The following is a 19877-nucleotide window of genomic DNA, read 5'->3' as shown; positions in this document are numbered from 1 at the left end:
CAAGAGAGCAGCCTGAACTTTGTTTTTCACGATATTTGCGGCATTTCGGGCATCGCTGTACGCTTTAAGTGCCTTCGGATAATCGCCCTCCGCAATGAAAGCGTCTCCGGCTGTTTCATGCTCGAACATCCCTGTCGCAGCATCCGCGATGCGCTCCGCTTCCTTCATCTTGTACAGCAGAGCTCCGCCTCCAGCCAAGGCAAGCACGAGAAGGATGAGTGCCACCCGTTTGATAATCCGCCATTTTTTTTGCGGGTCTGTCTTGAAAATTTTGTTCGCAAAAATAGCGGCTGCCGTGTAGTTTTGAACGACATGCTCTTGCTTGCTCAAAAGCACGTCCTCCAGCGTATCGATCCAGGTTTCAGGATCTGTCGCCTCTTGAAGCCCGTCCTGCATTTCGGCCGGATTCACCTTCTCCCACAGACCAGGGGTGGCAAGCAGAAAAACATCACCGTCATAGAGCGGGAGCTTCTTGGAGACAAACGGACGAAATTCATTGGGTGTCCCCAAATAGCTCAAGAGATTATGTCGCTCCTCGTGCTGATCAAGCGTGTCCTCTGCGATCTCCTCCCCATCCACCATCTGTTGGGCAAGACTCTGATCCTTGCTCTGCCATTGCAATCGGCCATTGCGAAACTGATACATCCGAGTGTTACCAGCGACCCCGTACCTCACTCTGGCATAGTCCGTTACGATTACGGTCAAGCTCGCTTTTAGTCTGACGCGATGGCTCTCCGCTTGCAGGACACGATGGGCCTCCTGCAAATAGCGGCGAATGCGATAACGTGAAATGGACGGCTTCTGCAAAAAGTAGCCCAGAACGCTTTTCGCCGCCAACTCCGCGCTTTCTACTTCCTGATCGTTGTCCAATCCGCGGGCGATTACCCAGCACGCGATATCATCCAGCTCGGCGTAGGCAAAGTAATCCTTGTTGCGAACGAAGCTGCCTGATTCGGATAGAAACCCGGTAATGAATTCACTGTTGTCCTTTCTCATTCGTACTACCCGCTCCCCCGTTACCAGCCTTTTTCCAGGATGAGAATGGTTGCGTTGTCCTGATTGGCTTTTTGCTTGCTTTCCACCGCTTCAATGATTTGGTCAGCCGCGTCATGGGCAGCGATATTTTGAAACAAAATCTGCTCCAGCTCCATCTCGGTTAACGTATCGTAGACACCGTCACTACACAGAATGACCTTGTCTCCCTTCTCAAGAGGAAACGGCTCACGGCCAATTTCGATATTTTGAAAACTCTCGTAGCCCAAGTAGTTGATTAGCTGTTTTTTCTGTGGATGCTCCAACGCCTCGTCCTTCGTAATCTCACCGGACAGAAAACGCGCCTCCAGCACCGACTCATAAATGTCTTTTTGATTGATCGGGATGAATTCTCCATTCCGGAAAACGGTAATGATACTGTCTCCAACCGCTCCCCAATACAGCTTGTCCTCTACGATTACGCCAGCTACCAGTGTTGTCCCACCCCGACTTCCTCTCAGTGCCTGCAAAATCTCCGAATTGGCAAGAGAAGCAGCCCGTGAAAAGAAGAGGGATGTATGCTTCGGGTTGTCCAGCTTTGTAAACTCGCGGATAAATGTAGTCACGGCAAGCGTTGAAGCAAGTCTGCCGTTAGCCAGTCCACTGATTCCATCAGCCAAGACCGCAATCGTCCCATGAGATGATGTAGCTGTCGAAAAGTAATCATCCTGTTCTTCTCGTCTGCCGATCGTCTGTCCATTTCCGATCTGGATGACGGGATTCTTTTCTTGCCGGATCAAGGCTGCACGTAGACGAAACAAAAGAGTAATGGCAATGATCACGCCAAGGACGACCAGATACGGGATTGCGCCCTGTTGAAACATGCTCATCATTCCTTGCCTTTGTTGGAGTTGTCCCACTCGAAGTGAACACCGCACAGCGGGATGAAAATAAAGGTACTCTTTCCGAGCTGGAGTACATCGTACGCAGTGAGCTCGACTGGTGTATACACTGCTTCATTGTTATGATAGGCAAGCCCCGACGCATCGCCCGGGAGCAAGTAAAAGTTGCGTTTTTTCGGATCGTAGACAATCACCGCATGATTGCGACGAGAGATCGTGTTGTCTCCGACGATTCGGATATGCATATCCTCTGCACGACCAATGAAGTTCTTCTCCGCCATAATGCGGTAATCTTGACCTTGTTGCGGCCCCTCAATGCATACCAGCCATCCGGTAACAGGTTCGATCCCTTCTGTTTCCCCCAGGTACGGCATCGTCTTATCGTCGTCCGCCACTCTTGCTGGTGCTTTGTTGTCCGGTTTTGCCCCAGGCTCGACGACCATACTGCAATAAGGGCAGGTGCTTCCGTGTTTTCTGGTGCTAAACATGTGACCATTCGCGCATCTTGTCAAACTCATTCTTCTGCTCCCCCGTTTCGTTCCGTGCAAGGACGATATGTATGTGTGTAAAAGTGATGTTTACCCCGTTGTTATTTCAACAACAAGCGGGTATTGGCTATGTAAATGATGTCGCCAGCCTTCACTTTATGCGGCTGTTCAATCTCCAGCTTGCTCTTGTCACGTTTGTTCGGCTGCTTGATGCCTGTGCCGTTTTTGGAATGAATATCCTCGATGAACCAGTCTCCGGACGCTTGATTCAGAACCGCATGCTGCTTGCTGATCAAGGCGGCATATTCCGCGTCGGCCAAGTCGATGTCGACCTCGTTTTGCGCGGAGCTTTTCCCGATCAAAAGGGATGTCTCCCCTTGGATGAACCACTCCTTCACGCTCTCTCCCTCTTCATCTAACAGAACCAGTTTGGTGACGCCATCCTCTTTCTTTGGCTCCGGTTCGTCGGGGCTTCCGAACTTGACGATAATGACCCCGAACAAAAAGAGTCCGAAGGCAATTCCCGTAATAATTTTCAGAGTGTTGCTGTCCGTATAACCAAAGACATAAATGAGTGCACTAATCACAAGAATGGAAATCAGCAGCTCTATGAGCTTCACTCTGATGGACTTTTGGTACCCTTTTTTCTTCGCCACATCTTTACCCCCAATCCACTACCTATGTATGCTCGTGATCAAAAGATGATTTTTTGAACTCTTTTTAAGCAAAATGCTCCGAGCTTTGGACGAATGGTGTATGTATAGACATCCATCCAAAGACAGGAGCAGGTTGCAACTACCTCTATGTCATGAAAGAGCTGTCATCCAAGCCCGATTTTTCCCTCTTATTTTTTCTTCATGCGGAAAAACTGTTCAAACATATCCGTCGTATCCAGTGGATTTTTCTTTTCGGATTTCATGGTGTTTGGATTAATCTCGCCTGTCTTCGGATGAAAACCAAAAAATCGTTCGAAGGTGCTCCCCAAATCTTCGAAGTTCACACCCGTTGCAGTCTGTGCTTGCTGTTTGCTTTGCCCTTGTTTTGTGCTGCCTGTATGACTAGTCTGTTGTTGCTTCTTCTGCTGAAAAGCTTCGTAACGCGCATCGTACGCCTCGCGCAAGGCAGGGTCCTGCAATGTCTGATAGGCCTCGGTAATTTCTTTAAAGATTCGCTCTGACTCACTGCTCCCGGCATTGACATCCGGATGATGCTGCTTTGCCAGTTGACGGTATGCTTTTTTGATGTCATTCGTGGAAGCTTGTTTGGTTAGCCCCAGAATCTCGTAATAATTTTTCATGCATGCACCCTCTGTCTGGCAATGATTTTGGTTATTTTGTAGAGCCGTACCTCGAACACGGCTTTCGAGATACGGCTCTTCCTACCTTACTTCATGCAAAACCTAAACAGCGTAGCCGCCTTCGATTTTGGTGAGTTCGGTTTTGTCTTTCTTTTGCTTGATGAAGATGCTGAATGTTCCTACACCCTCGGTATCACCAAAGCTCTCGTTGTAATCCACTACGAATGCGTTCGGGAAGTAGATTTTGCGGATCACTTGATCAGCAGCGATTACTTCCAGTGTTACTTTGCGGTAGCAATCCGCTTTTTCTGCTGGTACCAAAGACCAGAGAGCCAGCTTCATGGTGTCATCCGCACTGTCACCATCTGTTGCAGTGATGATTTTGCCAGTTAGTTTCAGTGTTGCACCCACATCTGTGGAACGCGCGTTGGAATCGTCTGGCGTGTCAGTGTCGTACTTTACTGTCTGAATGTTGTCCATGCCCAGCTCAATTGTTTCAGAACCTTCTACTTTGAGTCGAAAACCCATGAATAAAACCTCCTTGGAATGAAATCTTGCTCTCGAATTACCTGATTGGCTTCGAGGCTTATGTGTAAGGGTGCGTTTTGGGAAACACACCTCTAACCACCTGCGTAATGTGTCAAAAAGTTTCATAAACAGCTCTCCAGGGGATCAATGCTATGCTTTGACCGGAGTCGTTCCTTTGGTGATGGTGACCTCCAGGTTTTTCACATTGCCGTTGAACACCAGATCGATATGGCACAGATTGCTCTTGTCATCGATGATGTAGCTCATGTCATCTCCATCGTGAATGATGGAGTTCACGAAGCCGCGTGTGCCCAGCCATTTGCTTTTTTGGCTGCTCGGATTGTTACTGAAGAACTTCACGATGTTGTCGTGTTTGAAATCACCCGTCTGGAAGCGGAGAATCCGCTCGATATAGGTGCTGACCAGTGTTTTGTAGATGGAATCAAAGCCGTCCTCTGCCATGGCGAGGCTGCGTGCCTTGTACACTGTAATGCGCTTGATATCTTTGCCTTGGATTTGTGCATTTTCCGAAGAGAAGACGAATCCAAAGTTTTTACGGTTGATGGAGTCTTTGATGTTGTTGGTAAAGCCAGAGATTTCTTTGGCCATTGTGGTGACAGCGCGGAGTCCATTTTCACCTGCTTCGATGTCAAAGCGCACACCTGGATATTCGCGGCTAACCACTTTGAAGGTCTCGCGCAAGTACTCTGGACACTGGTACGCTGCCACGATACCAGCAGCTACATAGCTGGCACCGACATAAACACCCTCGATCCACAGCTTCAGGATGTCTTCTTTTTCCTGGGACAGCTTCACGCCGTCTTCGGTTTGCAGCATTCTGCTGTCGATGACAACTCCTGATTTATCTTTCGGAATAATCGTGAAGTTCGGAATGCACGGGATAGCGAATTCACTGAATTCTTTGCGCACCAGGATTCCGCACTTGTCGATGTATTTATCAATGCCCGCTGTCGCCATGCTGTTGAAGGTCGTTTCTTCACCTGTACTGAAGCTGAAGAACACTTGTACCTTGAAGTCCTTGACGACTTGGAGCAGCATGGTGAGCGATTCCATCGTATTGCCGTCCTGCTTGACGACTTTTTCGTTCCCACGGAAACGCTCGCGAGTCACTTGTGCTTTTCCGGCGGAATCCATATCAACCGATGGAACGATTCCGAACCAGATTGTATCCGTGAAGTCGTTTTTCGCGTTAACCGTGTTCAGGTAAGTCTCCAGACGTGGAATGTTGCTGGACTTCACGAGCATGTCGAGCTTCGTATTCGTGATCAGCATCGCTGGCTGCATGCCTTTGTTCTTGGTCACGTACTGATCGAAGAACATCTTCACGCCCAAAATCTTCTCAACCAAAGGCTTCACTGTTTTTACGAAGTCGTCCTTGGCGTTTTTGTAAAACTCCAGATACGTATTGTAGTTCTGTACTTCTGTCTCAATGTTGACTTCGGTATGTACCGTCGGCAGCGGGCAGAAGGTGCGCACCACGAGATCTTTTACATAGGTGGATGGTGTCTCTGTGATCGACTCGTAATCCTCTTCGAAAACGTTCATCAGTCCGTTTCCGCTGTTTTCATCGAGAACCATCAGCTCGCGGCTGTCACTCTTCGGTGCCTCGATGATCTTCAGTTCTCCGTCTTCCCCAATCGTCAGCATCCCGATCTGAATCGCTTCTGATTGGTTCTCTTCTTGTGCGCCGCCCAAGAGCAGGCGTGTTTTGATATCTTCAATCGCCAGCGGCAGCATTGCCATGACGTTGTTGTAGTTTTTGCTGGCATCTTCGAACATCGTGTTCAGCTTGTCACCGAGATCGAGCTTCTTCGGATCGCCATCATCGAGCTTTTCATAATGGCCGTACAAGTAGTGAATCTCTTTGCGCACCTGACGGATGTCATCCATCACTTTTTTCGGGGAAATCATATCGAGCAAATTCTCGAATTTGAAATCCACATTGGTGATTCCTTGGCTGCGCTTCGTATCAATCAGGGTAAAGAGCATTTTCAAGAAGTCGTTGCTCTGATCGATCTTGATCTCGGAAATCGCATCCTCTGCAATTCCATCAGGCTTTTTCAAGGTGTACATCACTTTTTGGTTTGCTGCATTGTAGAACGAATACACACTCGGGGAGAACTTGTCCAAAAACTCATCAAAGCTGCGCACGAGGAGATGCTCGTTGATCTCCTTGATTTTGTCATCGCTGAGACTGTCGATGCCTTTTACATCTCCAACAATGGTGATGAGGTCCAATTTTTCCGGGTTGATCTCTTCGAACAGCATGGTTCGGTTGGTCTGGTTAATAATGTCCATAAATGGCCCCTTTCTGTTGTCTGCATAACCACTTAGTCCTACTTGATAAATGATGAGTCCTACTTCACGAATAAGGATACAAATCGTGACATTTATACCAAAAACAAACAAAAAATCTTGCCTCTAAATTAAACTTTGCCCGCATTATTTGTCAACATTCCGCCGATTGTGACAAATTTCCTATACCTATGTGACCACTCTCAGTATTTAGACCCATTTTATTCCACAAATCTTCCTTTTCTTGGATTCCCGTTTTATGCTGAAGACACCGAGTCTCCTTTCCTAGGTCTTCGGAAAAGAAGGGTTAAGCCTCGCCTTGTCCCCTCTCTTACTAGAAAAGAAGCACAAGGACTGATAGATGATTCTCCCTAGTTGCCGCTGGGGAGTATTATGCATTCACCTCATATTTACAAAAATGGGTGTTATTAACTTTTATATACATCGGCAATAGGAAACCGATCTTTTATACGAACAAACATTTATAGGTAAATCGTCCCATTTTAGTAAGTCATGAACTTTTTAAAATTTTTTTCAGAAAAAAGGTGAATGTATGTACAAAAATCGTCAGTCAGCCCTCTCTCTGCCGCCACTTTTTCGAATGGTGGTCATCGGACTGCTCCTCCCCATGCTCTTCTTGTCCGCCCCTCTTGCTGCGGGGGCAAATGGAACAGCAGATGCGGGAGTAGACGCGGTCTTTGTCGTTGATACGAGTAATTCCATGAACAAAACGGACCCCGGCAAAACAGCCGCAGAGGTCATGAGTATGTTCATTGATATGAGCGAAGCCACCCGTACCCGCATTGGCTTTGTCGCCTATAATGATCGGATTGTACAAGCTCAGTCTCCAGCAAGCATGGCCGAAGCAAGAAATCGGGAACAGCTCAAGCGAACCATTCAAGGGTTGCGTTACTCCGGGTATTCGGATTTGGGGCTCGGTTTGCGCAGAGGGGCAGAGATGATAGAAAAAGCAAAGGACCCGGCTCGCAAGCCATTTTTGATCCTTCTCTCAGACGGAGGAACAGATTTGCGGCAAAATGCGGGTGGCAGGAGTGTGGCAGCATCCAACAAGGATGCGGAAACAGCTATCTCGAAAGCAAAAGCGCAAGGCTATCCGATCTATACGATTGGCCTCAATAGCGATGGCTCCGTCCAAAAGGATCAATTGAAAAAAATCGCAGAGGCAACAGGCGGAACTTCCTTTGTCACACAAAGTACGGATGACCTGCCCGAAATCTTCAATCAGATTTTTGCCAAGCATATTCAATCGCAGCTCGTGTCGGTGGCAGCGATGACAGCTACCGGTGGTTTGCAGGAAGTGACCGTGACCATTCCTAACTCCAGTATGCAGGAAGCGAACATCATCCTGTTGTCCAACAATCCGCTGCTGGAATCGCAAGTGTACTATCAATCGCAAAATGTCCATTTTATGAAATCGAAAAAATATTCGCTGATGAAAATCGAAAAGCCGAAGAAGGGGAACTATCTCGTTAAATTTAGAGGCAAACCCGGGGATTTGGTGAAAATCAATTTACTGGGGAATTACAGCTTGATGGCGGGTGTAGAGGTCAAGCCTGAACCTGTTATCAAGGGGAATCCTGCTACGTTTACTACCTATCTCCACCATCTGGAAGGGGGCAAACGACTGGATGACAAGGATGTGTACGCATCCATGCAAGCAGAACTGATCGTAAACGATCTCGCGGGAAAAAAAGAAGAAAAGGTCCCGATGAAGAATCTTGGTGATAGCTTTACGGTCGACTACGTCTTCCCTCACACGGGCAAGTACGAGTGGAAAATATTTATGAACGGCCCGGACTTTTATCGCGAGACGGCTTCGAGCGTTTTTGATATGACGAATATCGCGCCAGTTGCTGCCTCGGTCAATACCTTGACGATCGAGAAGGAAAACGGCGAGCAGGCTATCGATTTGGGTTCGTTCTTCACAGATGCCAATAACGACAAGCTGACCTATACCATTGTCACCGCTGATCCAGACGAACGATTTGTCGCTACGATCCAAGACGCGGCTCTGAAGCTGTCACCAGAGAAAAGCGGCACATCAGAAATCACCATTACCGCCACGGATGCGGAAGGAGCAAGCGTCACAGGCCCGCTCGTCATTACCGTGCATTCGGTATGGGATCGCTACATCACCATCGGCATAATTGTGTTGCTCGTAGCAGCGATCGGCTACGGTGTTTACCTGCTTACACGTCCTAAACCAGCCTTTGTAGGTCGTCTGGAAGGGTATTTCCTGCACACGGCAAGCGGTCGCGACATACCAGTCAAGTTTTGGCCTCTCGCCTCCTTCGGCAAGAAACAACGGATCACATTGCAGGAGTTGTTCACCAGTTTGGATGTGAATGAGCATTTACCCGAAGCGCAGAAGATTTACTTCCAGCCTGGAAAAAATCAGACGTTGCTCTTGGTCAACCATAGTCACTGCACAGTTGAGCGGGGCAAGGAAACCATGCCCCGACATAAAAAGCTCGTCCTCCAATACAATGACAAGGTGTATGTGACCTTCGAGGATCGGATGACGGAGATCGAAATTCGCTTTAAGAAATCGTCTAATGAGGAAGCTTCCTAAGAGAGAAGCGCGTCTTTCCTTTCCAAATCAGATGCTCTGCACGAATTGCTGCCGCAAACAGCTTGAGTGTGGGGCATCTTTTTTTCGAGTCGACAGCCAATCCCCACATGATGACATTCGCCAGCAGCAGCGGAACCCCAGGGTTTATCGTTCGAAGCGATGGCAAGCGATCCTCAATGACTCTTGCCGCCACATCAACGGGACGCTCTTTGGTCAGGCAGTAATACAGCGTGGCAGCCAGGCTGTAAATATCCGAGATGACTCCTTGCTTGGATTGACCCGAGTAAAACTCAAGCGGTGAATACCCTTCTGTCGTCACAATCGGCTTGGGTTCATCACTCACAAAATAAATCGCCGAGCCAAAATCAATCAGCACAGGCTGGCCAGCTTCGGTAACCAGGATGTTTTTGGGCTTGATATCGCGATGAATGATGCCTTTTTTGTGCAAATAGTCTAATCCGTCAAATATCGGAAGTACCGTCTGATGCAAAAATGCTCCCAGATCAAGCTCTGCTTGTGCTAATACATACGCATCCAGCGTCTTCCCTTTGCAATAGTCCACGACGAGATAACCTGTGCCATTTTCGGCAAAATGGTCGATGTATCCGATGATATTTTCATGATTCAGTTCTTTGTGTAGAGACGCCTCTTGCCAAAAGCCGTCTAGCAGCATGTCGAATTTGGTTTTTAACGATGGTCTGCGACAAATGACCTTCACGTGATCCAAATCTCGCATCGCCAATGCTTGAGGGAAAAACTCTTTGAGAATGAGTGTCCGCTTGCTTTTCATATGGTAGACCACATACACATTCGACAGCTCACTTGTGGAAATGATCTTTTTGATCCGATAAGCTTTTTGCAGGATCGTGCCTTTTTTCAGACCTCTTTCCCGTTCTACCTGTCCCATGTCATGGCCTCCCCTATCTTTCCTCTCAAAAAATGATAACGAAAGATGGGGGATTATGGCAATATAAAGAAAAAGGATGGAGAGGGGAATGATTGATCATGGCACATTTGGAATCGTTGTTTCACGTACAAGTTCCCGTGAAAAATTTGGAAGAGGCCATTGTCTGGTACTGCAATCACCTTGGCTTTTCCTTACAGGCGCGGTATCGTACTTCCGCTTTTCTTGCCCTGTCTGCCGGACCCACCTTGATGATATGGGAAACGGATGAAGAGACGTCCACAACCTTTACCGTTGATCATCAACCCATGCCTGTCTTTTTGTACACCACTTCCGATGTGCATGCACTCCATGATTATTTGCAGGCCCATGAAGTCTCGATTACCCACTACCAAAACGATGGCTTCGGATGGGTGCTCAAGTTTTTTGACCCGAGCGGAAACATGTGGGGCGTCATTCAAAAGAACAACTAGTCAGTTGGATATGGAAAACAAGAGATCGCACCCTATTCAAATCATAACTTGGGAAGATTTCTCACAGCTTTTTCTTTGCTGTTGCCGCTGCTCCCATAAGTATTGGCCGCGTTGATAAAACGGAAGCGCGATAAAGGTCAACAGCATAAGGATCGCGAAAATGAGCGGCCCTTGTCCAAAGCCGAGTACCTGGAGCAACACCCCGCCGATCCAGGCACACACACTCTGTCCCAGGAAGGCAAAACCGCTGGCTCCGTAATACGCTCCACGTAAATGCTGGGGGGCGATCTCCCCGATCAGGATATCTCCGACGACAAAGCACAAGATTTCGCCGATCGTAAATACCACCATCGACACGGATAGCCAAAACAAATTCGTAAATAGCCCGAAACCGAACAGCCCTAATCCAAACAAGAGACAGCCCACCTTCAACGCGGTCATCGATGAGTACCGCTTCATAAACTTGGCGAGCGGATATTGAAGTGCTAAAACCGAGATGGTATTCACTACAAATAAAAAGGAATACGCCTCTATTCGATCATGCCCAATGTACTGCGAGAGTGTGGTGTCCAGATGTGAGTAGGCACCAGCAACGAACAAATTCCCGAGCAACAAGTAAAGAAATACTTTGTCTGTAAAAACAATGCGTGCCATCTGATTCATAGTGACCGGATCAGCAGCCGCGTCCTTCTTCAACTGTTCCTTGAACATGACCATAAATACCACCAACACAACTGCGTACACAGCAAAAATGATGGCTGTGACGAGGAACGGTAGCAAGGACGTGCTCCCTGCACCCAGTTGCAAGCCGATTAATGGACCGATTGCTCCGCCCAGGTTGATCGCAAAATACCTGGCGTTAAAAGCCGCTGCCCGCTGATCATCCGACGTGACATCCGCCAGCAGGGCGCGTGCTGTGGGCTCAAATACGTTTCGAAAAAGACCGTTACAGGCACTTAAAACAAAGAACATCCACGTCTCCGTCGCAAAAACATACCCGATCAAGACGATGCTCCACGCTCCCATCGCAGTAATCATCACAGGATATCTGCCCAATCGGTCAGACAGTGCTCCCCCAGCAAAGCTGCTAATCGTCCCAACCAGCAAGCTGAGTGCGAGGATCGAGCCAACGATCGCCGGATCAATTCCTTTTACCTTTCCTAAATAAATGCCCAAAAACGGCAGCGTCATAAAAAAGCCTGTGCGTGACAAAAATGTTCCGATAATGACTCCCCATGCCACTGGATGAAATCTCATTCTCCCCATCTCTCTTTCCCATTCCCGTTTGTTATCTCTCGTGTTATCTTCAGTATATGGAACTAGAAAAAGGGGAAAAAGGGTTCGATTTGATTGAATCCGATCACCTTTTCGAGCATGCATTTTTATCTGAGAAATGAGGGCCTGCATGGTTACCGTTCTGCATTTTTTAGAGCTTCGTTCGTTTTTTCATCAAGAAGAAATCGGGAAACCATTCAATGTCACTATCGAAAAGCTGGCTGGGATTTGGCACTGTACGCCTCGCTACGCCAAGCTGATTGTCCGTAAGCTAGTCGAGTTGGGGTGGGTCGAATGGAAGGCGGGACGCGGGCGAGGGAATGTCTCGGTCATAACGCTTCATGCTGATTCCGATGAAATTCTTCTGGCCGAGGTCAAGCTGCAAATAGACAAGGGCGACATCAAAGAAGCAATGGACCTCATGAATCGCTACGGCAAAACAGCCGTCAAAGACCAGATCATGGATTGGCTCTCGGAAGGAATGGGCTTCTCCAGCGACTCTGTATCGAACCGTTCCCAAGATATCCTGCGCTTTCCCGTTTACCGCAGGATTGTGACGCTGGACCCTGGTCTGGTTTATTACCACTTCGATGCACATCTCGCGGGCCAAATTTTCAATACGCTCGTTCGTTACGATCTGAATAGTCGTTCGATTTTGCCTTCCATCGCCCACTCTTGGGAAAGCAGTCCAGATGCCACAGCATGGACCTTTTATTTGAAAAAGAACGTGCTGTTTCATCACGGACGGGAACTATCTGCTCATGACGTCGTTTTTTCCCTGAATCGGCTTCGCTTGCATCCAGACACGTATGAAGCAAGCTGGATGTTTCGTGACATAGATCAGCTTATAGCCATTGACAACAGAACTGTGCGCATCCAGCTTAAAGAACCCAATTACTTGCTTCTGAGGCTGTTGGCGACGATACCCGCAAGCATTGTTCCAGAAGAAATCGTTCGGCAGGATGAGAAAGGCTTTGGAGAAAAGCCAATTGGAACAGGACCCTTTCAGCTGGTCCGACTTAACGAGGGGATCTGTATTCTAGAAGCATTTCCTGCTCATTTTCTGGGGAGACCGCAGTTGGATCGTGTGGAAATTTTGATTTTTCCCGAGTTGGACATGGGGTGCCTAAAAGAACCAAATTGGGCGTCTGTAATGGTGTCGCACGGTGTCCAGTCGAAAGCACTAGCATTGAAGGAAGCCGTCATTCAGGATGGTCAGGACTGGTGCGATACGGAGGCGTTTTTTTCGTGCTGTAATTTGCTTGTTTTTAACCAGTGGGAGAGCGGTCCACACAATCATTTCAAGTTCCGTCAGGCGCTTGATAAGCTGATTGATCGCGATCAAATGATTGCCGATTTGGGCGGTGATCGCATCTATCCCGCAAAAGGCTTCCGCACGTATCACCCTGTTTTAAGGGAGGTAAGAGCGAAAGAGAACGAGCAGCCCTGCCATGCCGAAATCATGTCCCTGCTACAGGAAAGCAACTATCAGGGAGAAACATTGCGTCTCGTGACCACAGCCTACCATGAAGAAGATGCGCTATGGATTCAACAACGATGCCGCGAGTATGGCATTCATCTGGAAGTCGCTGTGAGAGAACCATGGGAATTTTCGAATCGCGACTGTTTGCCCGAACATGACTGCCAGTTGTACGGCAATGTGTTTAGCAGCGATCAAATTAGCGAGCTGGAGATGTATTTGCAAAGAAATTACTTTCTCCCCGCATTTGATGAATCGTTGGCTTTTGCCATCAACGAGGAGATTTGCCTGACGTTTCAGGAGCCAGACAGGCTTGCGCGGGAGCACCATCTCGCCAGGATTGAGGCCATGATTAAAGAAAACTATGCTGTTTTGTATCTCGTTCAGAAAAAGACCCTTACGTCGTTCCACAAGTCTCTACGAGGCGTGTCGATCAATTCGTCGGGCTGGCTGGACTTTCATAAGATCTGGTTTCAGCCGGAGTCGTTGCACCAGCAGTTGTAAGAAGGAGCTGTGGAGGGGGAAGAAGTGCATTTCCAGTTTACGCTTCGGCCTCCGCCCTGCTGTGGGTATAACTGGCCGCTCCGAAATAAATGGCGGGCTCCAGAGGCTCTTGGACTGGAAATACACTTCTTCCCACGCGGCTTTTGTAAAAAAAGGTGATGCTAGAAGCCATTCTTAGAAGGATTATGAAAGCATCCCTGAGTTGACCTCTAAAAATGGGGTAAAACCAGGAAGAAAACGAAAGCTGTACGGAAGTCCGGTCACATGTTTGGAAGGAGACCGCCCGTACGAAGTGAGGTTACAGGCGACTGGAAAACATGTGACAGGGGTTCGCCCCGACCACAGCCGTCCGGGGACATCTTTATTCTTTCATGCTAAAAAAGCAATCCAAGAGCGAGCCTTGGACTGCTTTTTTATTTAGAAACTATTTTGACTGGTGATAGACTTCTTTACCCGCAACAAACGTCATGGTCACGTCAAATTGTGAATTCAATACCGTAATATCTGCATCATACCCTGCCGCCAAACGTCCTTTTCGCTCGCCGATGCCAAGGATGCTTGCTGGTGTCAGGGAAGCCATTTCCACTGCATCTGGCAAAGAGACACCACTCAGTGTCACCATATTGTCGACCGCCCGATTCAGCGTCAAAATGCTTCCGGCAAGCGTCCCATCAGCGAGCTTCGCCTGATTATCTTGAACGTGAACCTCTTGTCCACCGAGGTCGTACGTCCCTTCACCCATCGCGGCTGCACGCATGGAATCGCTGACGAGGGCGAGACGTTCTGCCGTTTTGACCCGATACAAAATCTTCATGACTGCTGGATGCACATGGATGCCATCTGCGATCAGCTCTGTGCTCAACTGCTCATGATACATCGCGGCGCCAACTACGCCCGGCTCCCGATGATGCAGCCCTGTCATGGCATTGAAGCAATGGGTAAAATGGCGTACGCCCGCATCCACCGCTTCCGTCGCCTGAGCGAACGTAGCGCCTGTATGTCCAGCAGACACGATGACATCGCGTTCTTTTAACCAGGCAATCGCTTCAAGTGCTTCCGGTTGTTCAGGCGCAATCGTCACGACCTTGATCAGACCTTCTGATAGTCCGTAGAGCTTTTGCACTGCATCGAGCTTGGGTATCGCGATGTTTTCTTCTTTTTGCGCTCCCTTGTAACGAGGATTGATCCACGGACCTTCCAGATGGATGCCGATCGCTTGTGCCCCCGGAAGCCCTTCCCTGCTGTTCTGAGCGATGTTTACCAGTACCTTCTCTAATTGATCATAAGGAGCCGTCATCGTCGTCGCCAAAAACGACGTCACTCCATGCCGCGCGAGTGCAGTCGAGATGGCCTGAAGTGATTCCGGTGTCCCGTCCATCGTGTCGTATCCGTCAATCCCATGCATGTGCATATCGACGAAGCCAGGGCAAATCCAGCCATCCTCTACTGTCATCACATGATCTGGCAAAGCTTTTCCATACGCATCAGCCTTGCCAGCATAGGAGATCGTTCCATTTCCCACGACGACGAGACCATTATGCAATTCATGTCCATCTGCGACAAGGTTACCCTTGAGAGCGTATTCCTGATTCAATTTGATTTCCTCCGTCTTTCGCGTGGCTTTCTCTGCACGTTTTTATTCTACTGAGGTTGCCCCAGATTGCTGCAAATCCTCGTCGTTTCCGCTGCCAGCTTTTCAACCAGCTCACCCGCGCTAATTTCTTGGCTGAGTGGAGCTGCCTGCCCCGCCCACATCGACATGTACGCACTTTGCTGCTGCTTGCCCGCAGCGGCTCGAATGTCTTTGGTCAGGGCATTTTGTACCGGATAGGTCGGAAGCTCAGGATCAAGCGGGGCGAGTGTTGTCATAAACTCATTTTGAATGCCCCTTGCCCATTTTCCAGAGAAAGCACGTGTCATCACGATGGACTCTTCTTTCGTCTCCAAAATGGCCTTCTTGTGCAGGGCATGTGCTCCGCTCTCCTTGCAGGTCAGAAAAGCCGTTCCGAGCTGAGCCGCCTGTGCCCCTAGCGCGAGTGCTGCTGCGATCCCTCGCCCATCCATGATCCCTCCAGCCGCGATTACGGGAATCTTGACCCGATCCACGATTTGCGGGACGAGCGCCATTGTTCCAATCATATTGCTTGGTGAATCCGGCAAAAAGGACCCTCGGTGCCCGCCTGCTTCGCTGCCTTGGGCGGCAATCATATCGACTCCGCTCGCTTCCAATGCAATCGCTTCGCGAACGGTTGTCGCTGTTCCGATGACAGTGATTCCCCGCTGCTTCAACTCTGCCATCAAGCGATGATCCAGAACACCAAAGGTAAAGCTGAAAACAGCGGGCTGTTCCTCCAAGACAACAGCCATCTGCTCAGCAAACGGCTCTGTAAATTGCGTCACCTGCGGATTGTGCGGGATGCCCAATCGATCTCGCACATCATTCATGGCCTGGGCAACGCCTTCTGCGATCGGCTGATCCGCATCGAAATCTTCGGGAATAAACAGATTCACGCCAAACGGTTTGTCTGTTAACGCCCGAATGGACTTGATCGCCCCACGAATCTGCTCAGGAGACATATATGCGGCACCGAGCGTTCCGAGTCCCCCCGCTTCTGAGACAGCGGCTACCAGGGCAGGTGTGGTCGCTCCCCCTGCCATTGGCGCCTGAATAATCGGCCATTTCAAATGGAAACGCGAAGTGATAGGATTGTTTGTCCACATGGTTTTCCCACTCCTCTATATTGGTTTACTTGGTTGATTGGTCGTCGCTGCGAATCCATTCCAGAAACTGAGCCAACACCCGGGCGGTTAACCCCCAGATGACACGCCCGTCCACCTCGTAAAACAAATGCTCGACCGTCCCTTTTCGCCACGGATATCGCTTGCCACCCGGGATCAGATGATAAGGAAAATCCTCTTCGGGCTCGGTCATGACAGAGGAAAGATACTTCGCTGGCTGCGTTGCCAACAGACGATCGAGTGGAAGGATAAAGACCTCTCCGACCTCGTCTGGATTCGGCTTCATATCAGGAATTCCTTCCACGTATCCAATAAAGGGCGTAATGATAGAGGAGCCTGGCCCAATCACCTGATCGAGCTCGCCTACATAATGAATCTGCTCAAGTGGAATACCCAGCTCCTCGCTTGTTTCCCGAGCAGCCGTCGCCCAACGAGATTCGTCGCTCTTCTCAGCTCGCCCTCCCGGAAAACATACCTCATTAGCCTGTCGCCGCATGGTACTGGCTCTTTTTTCAAATAAAATGCCTGTCTGGTTGTCAGCCATGTTGACGAGTGGGAGCAAGACACTGTATGCGCCGATCGTCCCTCGTTCACGTTCTTGCAATCTCTTGGAAATCTCCTTGATAGCAGGAGCAAGGGAAGCCGCCCCTGATTCTAGTGGTAGGTACTGGGAAACCTCGATCAAATTATGGTCCGGATCACGGAAATACACAGAACGAATCGGCCCGATGGCGCCTGTTTTTGGAACAGGTCCTTCCACCAAATGGACGCCGCATGCATGAATATGCTGAATGACTTGCTCCAGTGAAAGCGATGTGACAAGACACAGATCAGCGGAGCCTGCGACTGGATGCATCGCTTTTGGCTCCCGTTCTTGTCCGAGTTGATGCAAATTGATTTTTTGCTGGCCGAAGTGCAGAGCCTTCCTGCCGTCGCCAAAGGTTACAACCTTCATTCCCAGGACTTTTTCGTAAAAGTGACAGGTTGCTTCGATGTCTTTTACCGTCAAAACCAAGTGGTCTAATCGATCGATCATATGCCTTTACTCCTTCTCGTCCCGATACATGCTCATGCTGTTATTATAGCAAACACAAGGCGGTTGCTTCTTCTCCCCATTGTCCTCCAACATTTCCCTCTTTTCAATTCCCAAATTGCCTCATCCCCACTTCTCCCTATACAAAAACGAGCGTCTTCCTCGTACCTAAACGGGAAAACGCTCGCCAAATCCACTATTTGCAAAAACTATGCTTTTGAACGTGCCAGCAAGTACAAGAAATACGGAGCACCGATAACGGCTACCACGATACCAGTCGGAATCTCTGACGGCTGCATGATCCAGCGTCCGATGGTATCAGCCACGATGACCAATAGCGCACCCGTCAGCGCTGATGTAGGCAAAAGCATCTCATGCTTTGGCCCCACTAGTCTGCGGGCCAAATGCGGACCGATCAACCCGACAAAACCGATGCCTCCGCTCACTGCCACGCAGGCAGCGGCAAGCCCGACTGCGGCAGCCAGCAGCTTCAATTGCTCTTTGGCAACGGGTGCACCCAAGCCTTTCGCCAACTCTTCTCCCAAATTGAGCACGTTCATAACACGTGCTTTGTAAAAAACATAGGGGATTAAAATGGCGATCCAAGGCAGCAACGAAAGAACGAACTTCCAGTTGGTCCCCCAAATACTACCCGCGAGCCAAGTCGCCACAAACTGGTATTTGTCCGGACTCAGCTTCAGCGTCAAGACGATCATCGCAGCACTCATCCCAGCCGCCACAGCAATCCCCGTCAATACGATACGGGTCGGAGACAATCCCTTATGCCTTTTATAGGACAATGCGAAGATCAGCGCTGCTGTCACGCTGGCTCCAATCAACGCCAACACTGGCAGCAAAAAAACAGGTGCCGCAGACGTTGATGGGTAAAACGAAATGAACAACATCACCATCAAGCCAGCACCAGCGTTGATCCCTAAAATACCAGGTTCGGCCAACGCGTTGCGAGAAATCCCTTGAATAATACACCCGGATACGGCAAGTCCTGCCCCGATCAAGAGGGAAATAACAATCCGCGGCAGGCGGAATTCAAACAAGATCAAGCTTTGTTTGTCTGTTCCTGAACCGATTAGCGTCAGCAGGAGATCGCTTGGTGACAACCGTATGTAGCCTGTGTTCATACTGATGATAAACGCGATAACAATGAGGATAGCGAGTATCGCCATAACTGCAAAAGCTCTATTTCTTTTACGCGTTTGGTAATGGGAAACAATATGCTGCATGATTACATCTCCCTTCTTTCTTTACGCGCCAAGTAAAGGAAGAACGGTACACCGATAAGCGCAATAAGTGCCCCTAACGGCGTCTCATACGGCGGATTTACCATTCTTGCGGCCAAATCGGCGAAAACAACGAGCAGGCTGCCTAAAATGGCCGAGCAAGGAATGATCCATCGGTAGTCGACCCCAACCAAAAAGCGGGTCAAATGCGGAACAATCAATCCAACAAAGCCTACAGCCCCAACAACGGCGACTGCTGATCCAGCCAAAATCAGGACGATGATCATGCCTGCCAGTTTCACTAACGCCGTACGCTGCCCCAATCCTTTCGCTACATCTTCTCCAAGACTGAGCATCGTAATGGAACGCGACAGCATCATCGCTCCAATAAGGGCTGCGAGAATCCACGGAAACATGACTTCAAGCTGAAACCACTTGGTTCCCGCCACACCGCCTGCATACCAGAAGGCCAAATCTTGTCCGATTTTAAAGTAAAGGGCAATCCCTTCGCTTAACGCAGACAATAGTGCGGTCAATGCGGCTCCCGCCAAAACGAGGCGCACCGGAGTCAAGCCGCCTTTTGCCAAGGAACCAATCCCGTAAACCATACCGGCCCCAACGCCAGCGCCCAAAAAGCTGTAGAGAATCAGATACATGAACGGCAGACCCGGGAAAAAAGCGAAGCAGAGAGCCAAAACAAATCCGGCCCCTGCGTTCAACCCAAGCAATCCGGAATCTGCCAGCGGGTTGCGTGTCATCCCTTGCATGATCGCACCTGCAACAGCGAGGCTGGCCCCGACCATTGCACCGCCGAGCAGACGCGGCAAACGAATCTCCTGAATAATTTGGTGTTGCGTAATATCAGGATTAAATTGAAAAATAGCTTCCCATACGACAGCAAAGTGGATGTCGGCTGCTCCAAATGACACAGACAAAAACATCCCCAGTATTAATGCGAAAACCCCGCCAGTCAAAATGAGAGTCGCTGCCCAAGGGCGAGAGCGAAACGCAACCGGCTTTCCGTTATTCCCCTCTTTCAGAGAATGTGCGTGTTGACTCATACGTGCCACCTTTTTTTCGTTAGTTTGGAGCTGAGTTGCTTTTGTTGATATTGATTCTTATTATCATAAAAGAA

At 49.2% G+C, this 19877-nt stretch carries 17 protein-coding genes; 3 read left to right on the top strand and 14 right to left on the bottom strand.

Annotated features, from left to right (window positions below):
- The 7 genes from HP568_RS27600 to HP568_RS27570 form a co-directional block, all read right to left on the bottom strand.
- Positions 1-996: PP2C family protein-serine/threonine phosphatase (locus HP568_RS27600; protein WP_375154947.1), on the bottom strand; the 996-nt coding region annotated here is incomplete at its 3' end.
- A gap of 20 nt (positions 997-1016) precedes the next feature.
- Entirely contained in the window at positions 1017-1856 is an 840-nt protein-coding gene (locus tag HP568_RS27595; protein ID WP_048034253.1) for a PP2C family protein-serine/threonine phosphatase, read from the bottom strand.
- 5 nt (positions 1857-1861) lie between these two features.
- A complete protein-coding gene (locus HP568_RS27590; RefSeq protein WP_017252081.1) occupies positions 1862-2392 on the bottom strand; it encodes an FHA domain-containing protein in 531 nt (176 codons plus the stop codon).
- Between the two features lie 71 nt (positions 2393-2463).
- Positions 2464-3018 carry an FHA domain-containing protein gene (locus HP568_RS27585; protein WP_048034254.1) on the bottom strand — a complete coding sequence of 185 codons (555 nt, stop codon included), beginning with the start codon at positions 3016-3018 and terminating at the stop codon, positions 2464-2466.
- 188 nt (positions 3019-3206) lie between these two features.
- A complete protein-coding gene (locus HP568_RS27580) occupies positions 3207-3659 on the bottom strand; it encodes a J domain-containing protein (RefSeq protein ID WP_048034255.1) in 453 nt (150 codons plus the stop codon).
- Positions 3660-3761: 102 nt separating this feature from the next.
- Positions 3762-4187: a hypothetical protein gene (locus tag HP568_RS27575; protein WP_007728098.1), complete on the bottom strand. Its 426-nt coding sequence runs from the start codon at positions 4185-4187 to the stop codon at positions 3762-3764.
- A 150-nt stretch (positions 4188-4337) separates the two neighbouring features.
- Positions 4338-6506, bottom strand: a complete 2169-nt coding sequence (locus tag HP568_RS27570) for a hypothetical protein (RefSeq protein ID WP_048035930.1) — start codon at positions 6504-6506, stop codon at positions 4338-4340.
- Between the two features lie 550 nt (positions 6507-7056).
- On the opposite strand from HP568_RS27570, the gene HP568_RS27565 reads away from it, so the two are divergent.
- Positions 7057-9096: a VWA domain-containing protein gene (locus tag HP568_RS27565; protein ID WP_173630770.1), complete on the top strand. Its 2040-nt coding sequence runs from the start codon at positions 7057-7059 to the stop codon at positions 9094-9096.
- On the opposite strand, the gene HP568_RS27560 is transcribed toward HP568_RS27565, so the two are convergent.
- Positions 9077-10003 (bottom strand): serine/threonine protein kinase, encoded by a 927-nt coding sequence (locus tag HP568_RS27560; RefSeq protein WP_173630769.1) that lies wholly within the window; start codon positions 10001-10003, stop codon positions 9077-9079. The two genes, HP568_RS27565 and HP568_RS27560, sit on opposite strands and share 20 nt — an antisense overlap.
- Before the next feature lie 98 nt (positions 10004-10101).
- Here HP568_RS27560 and HP568_RS27555 point away from each other — a divergent pair, with 98 nt between their 5' ends.
- Complete coding sequence (locus HP568_RS27555; RefSeq protein WP_048034258.1) at positions 10102-10473, top strand: VOC family protein; 372 nt, start codon at positions 10102-10104, stop codon at positions 10471-10473.
- A 36-nt stretch (positions 10474-10509) separates the two neighbouring features.
- Here the strand turns inward: HP568_RS27555 and HP568_RS27550 are convergent, their stop codons facing one another.
- On the bottom strand, positions 10510-11730 hold the full coding sequence (locus tag HP568_RS27550) for an MDR family MFS transporter (protein ID WP_173630771.1): 1221 nt from the start codon (positions 11728-11730) through the stop codon (positions 10510-10512).
- 148 nt (positions 11731-11878) lie between these two features.
- On the opposite strand from HP568_RS27550, the gene HP568_RS27545 reads away from it, so the two are divergent.
- Positions 11879-13732 carry an SgrR family transcriptional regulator gene (locus HP568_RS27545; protein WP_173630768.1) on the top strand — a complete coding sequence of 618 codons (1854 nt, stop codon included), beginning with the start codon at positions 11879-11881 and terminating at the stop codon, positions 13730-13732.
- Between the two features lie 424 nt (positions 13733-14156).
- On the opposite strand, the gene nagA is transcribed toward HP568_RS27545, so the two are convergent.
- The 5 genes from nagA to HP568_RS27520 form a co-directional block, all read right to left on the bottom strand.
- Positions 14157-15326: an N-acetylglucosamine-6-phosphate deacetylase gene (gene nagA, locus HP568_RS27540; protein ID WP_173630767.1), complete on the bottom strand. Its 1170-nt coding sequence runs from the start codon at positions 15324-15326 to the stop codon at positions 14157-14159.
- Positions 15327-15373: 47 nt separating this feature from the next.
- Positions 15374-16453 carry an NAD(P)H-dependent flavin oxidoreductase gene (locus HP568_RS27535; RefSeq protein ID WP_173630766.1) on the bottom strand — a complete coding sequence of 360 codons (1080 nt, stop codon included), beginning with the start codon at positions 16451-16453 and terminating at the stop codon, positions 15374-15376.
- Positions 16454-16478: 25 nt separating this feature from the next.
- Positions 16479-17507: a VOC family protein gene (locus HP568_RS27530; protein WP_053079616.1), complete on the bottom strand. Its 1029-nt coding sequence runs from the start codon at positions 17505-17507 to the stop codon at positions 16479-16481.
- A gap of 206 nt (positions 17508-17713) precedes the next feature.
- A complete protein-coding gene (locus tag HP568_RS27525; protein ID WP_173630765.1) occupies positions 17714-18745 on the bottom strand; it encodes a FecCD family ABC transporter permease in 1032 nt (343 codons plus the stop codon).
- A gap of 2 nt (positions 18746-18747) precedes the next feature.
- The gene (locus tag HP568_RS27520; RefSeq protein WP_056493650.1) at positions 18748-19803 is read right to left on the bottom strand and encodes a FecCD family ABC transporter permease; all 1056 of its coding nucleotides are present in this window, start codon (positions 19801-19803) and stop codon (positions 18748-18750) included.
- Positions 19804-19877: the final 74 nt, after the last annotated feature.

The sequence above is a fragment of the Brevibacillus sp. MS2.2 genome (assembly GCF_013284345.1).
GTDB classification, from domain to species: Bacteria; Bacillota; Bacilli; order Brevibacillales; family Brevibacillaceae; genus Brevibacillus; species Brevibacillus brevis_C.
The sequence above is the reverse complement of the archived record's forward strand: the minus strand, read 5'-3'. Positions and strand labels throughout refer to the sequence as shown.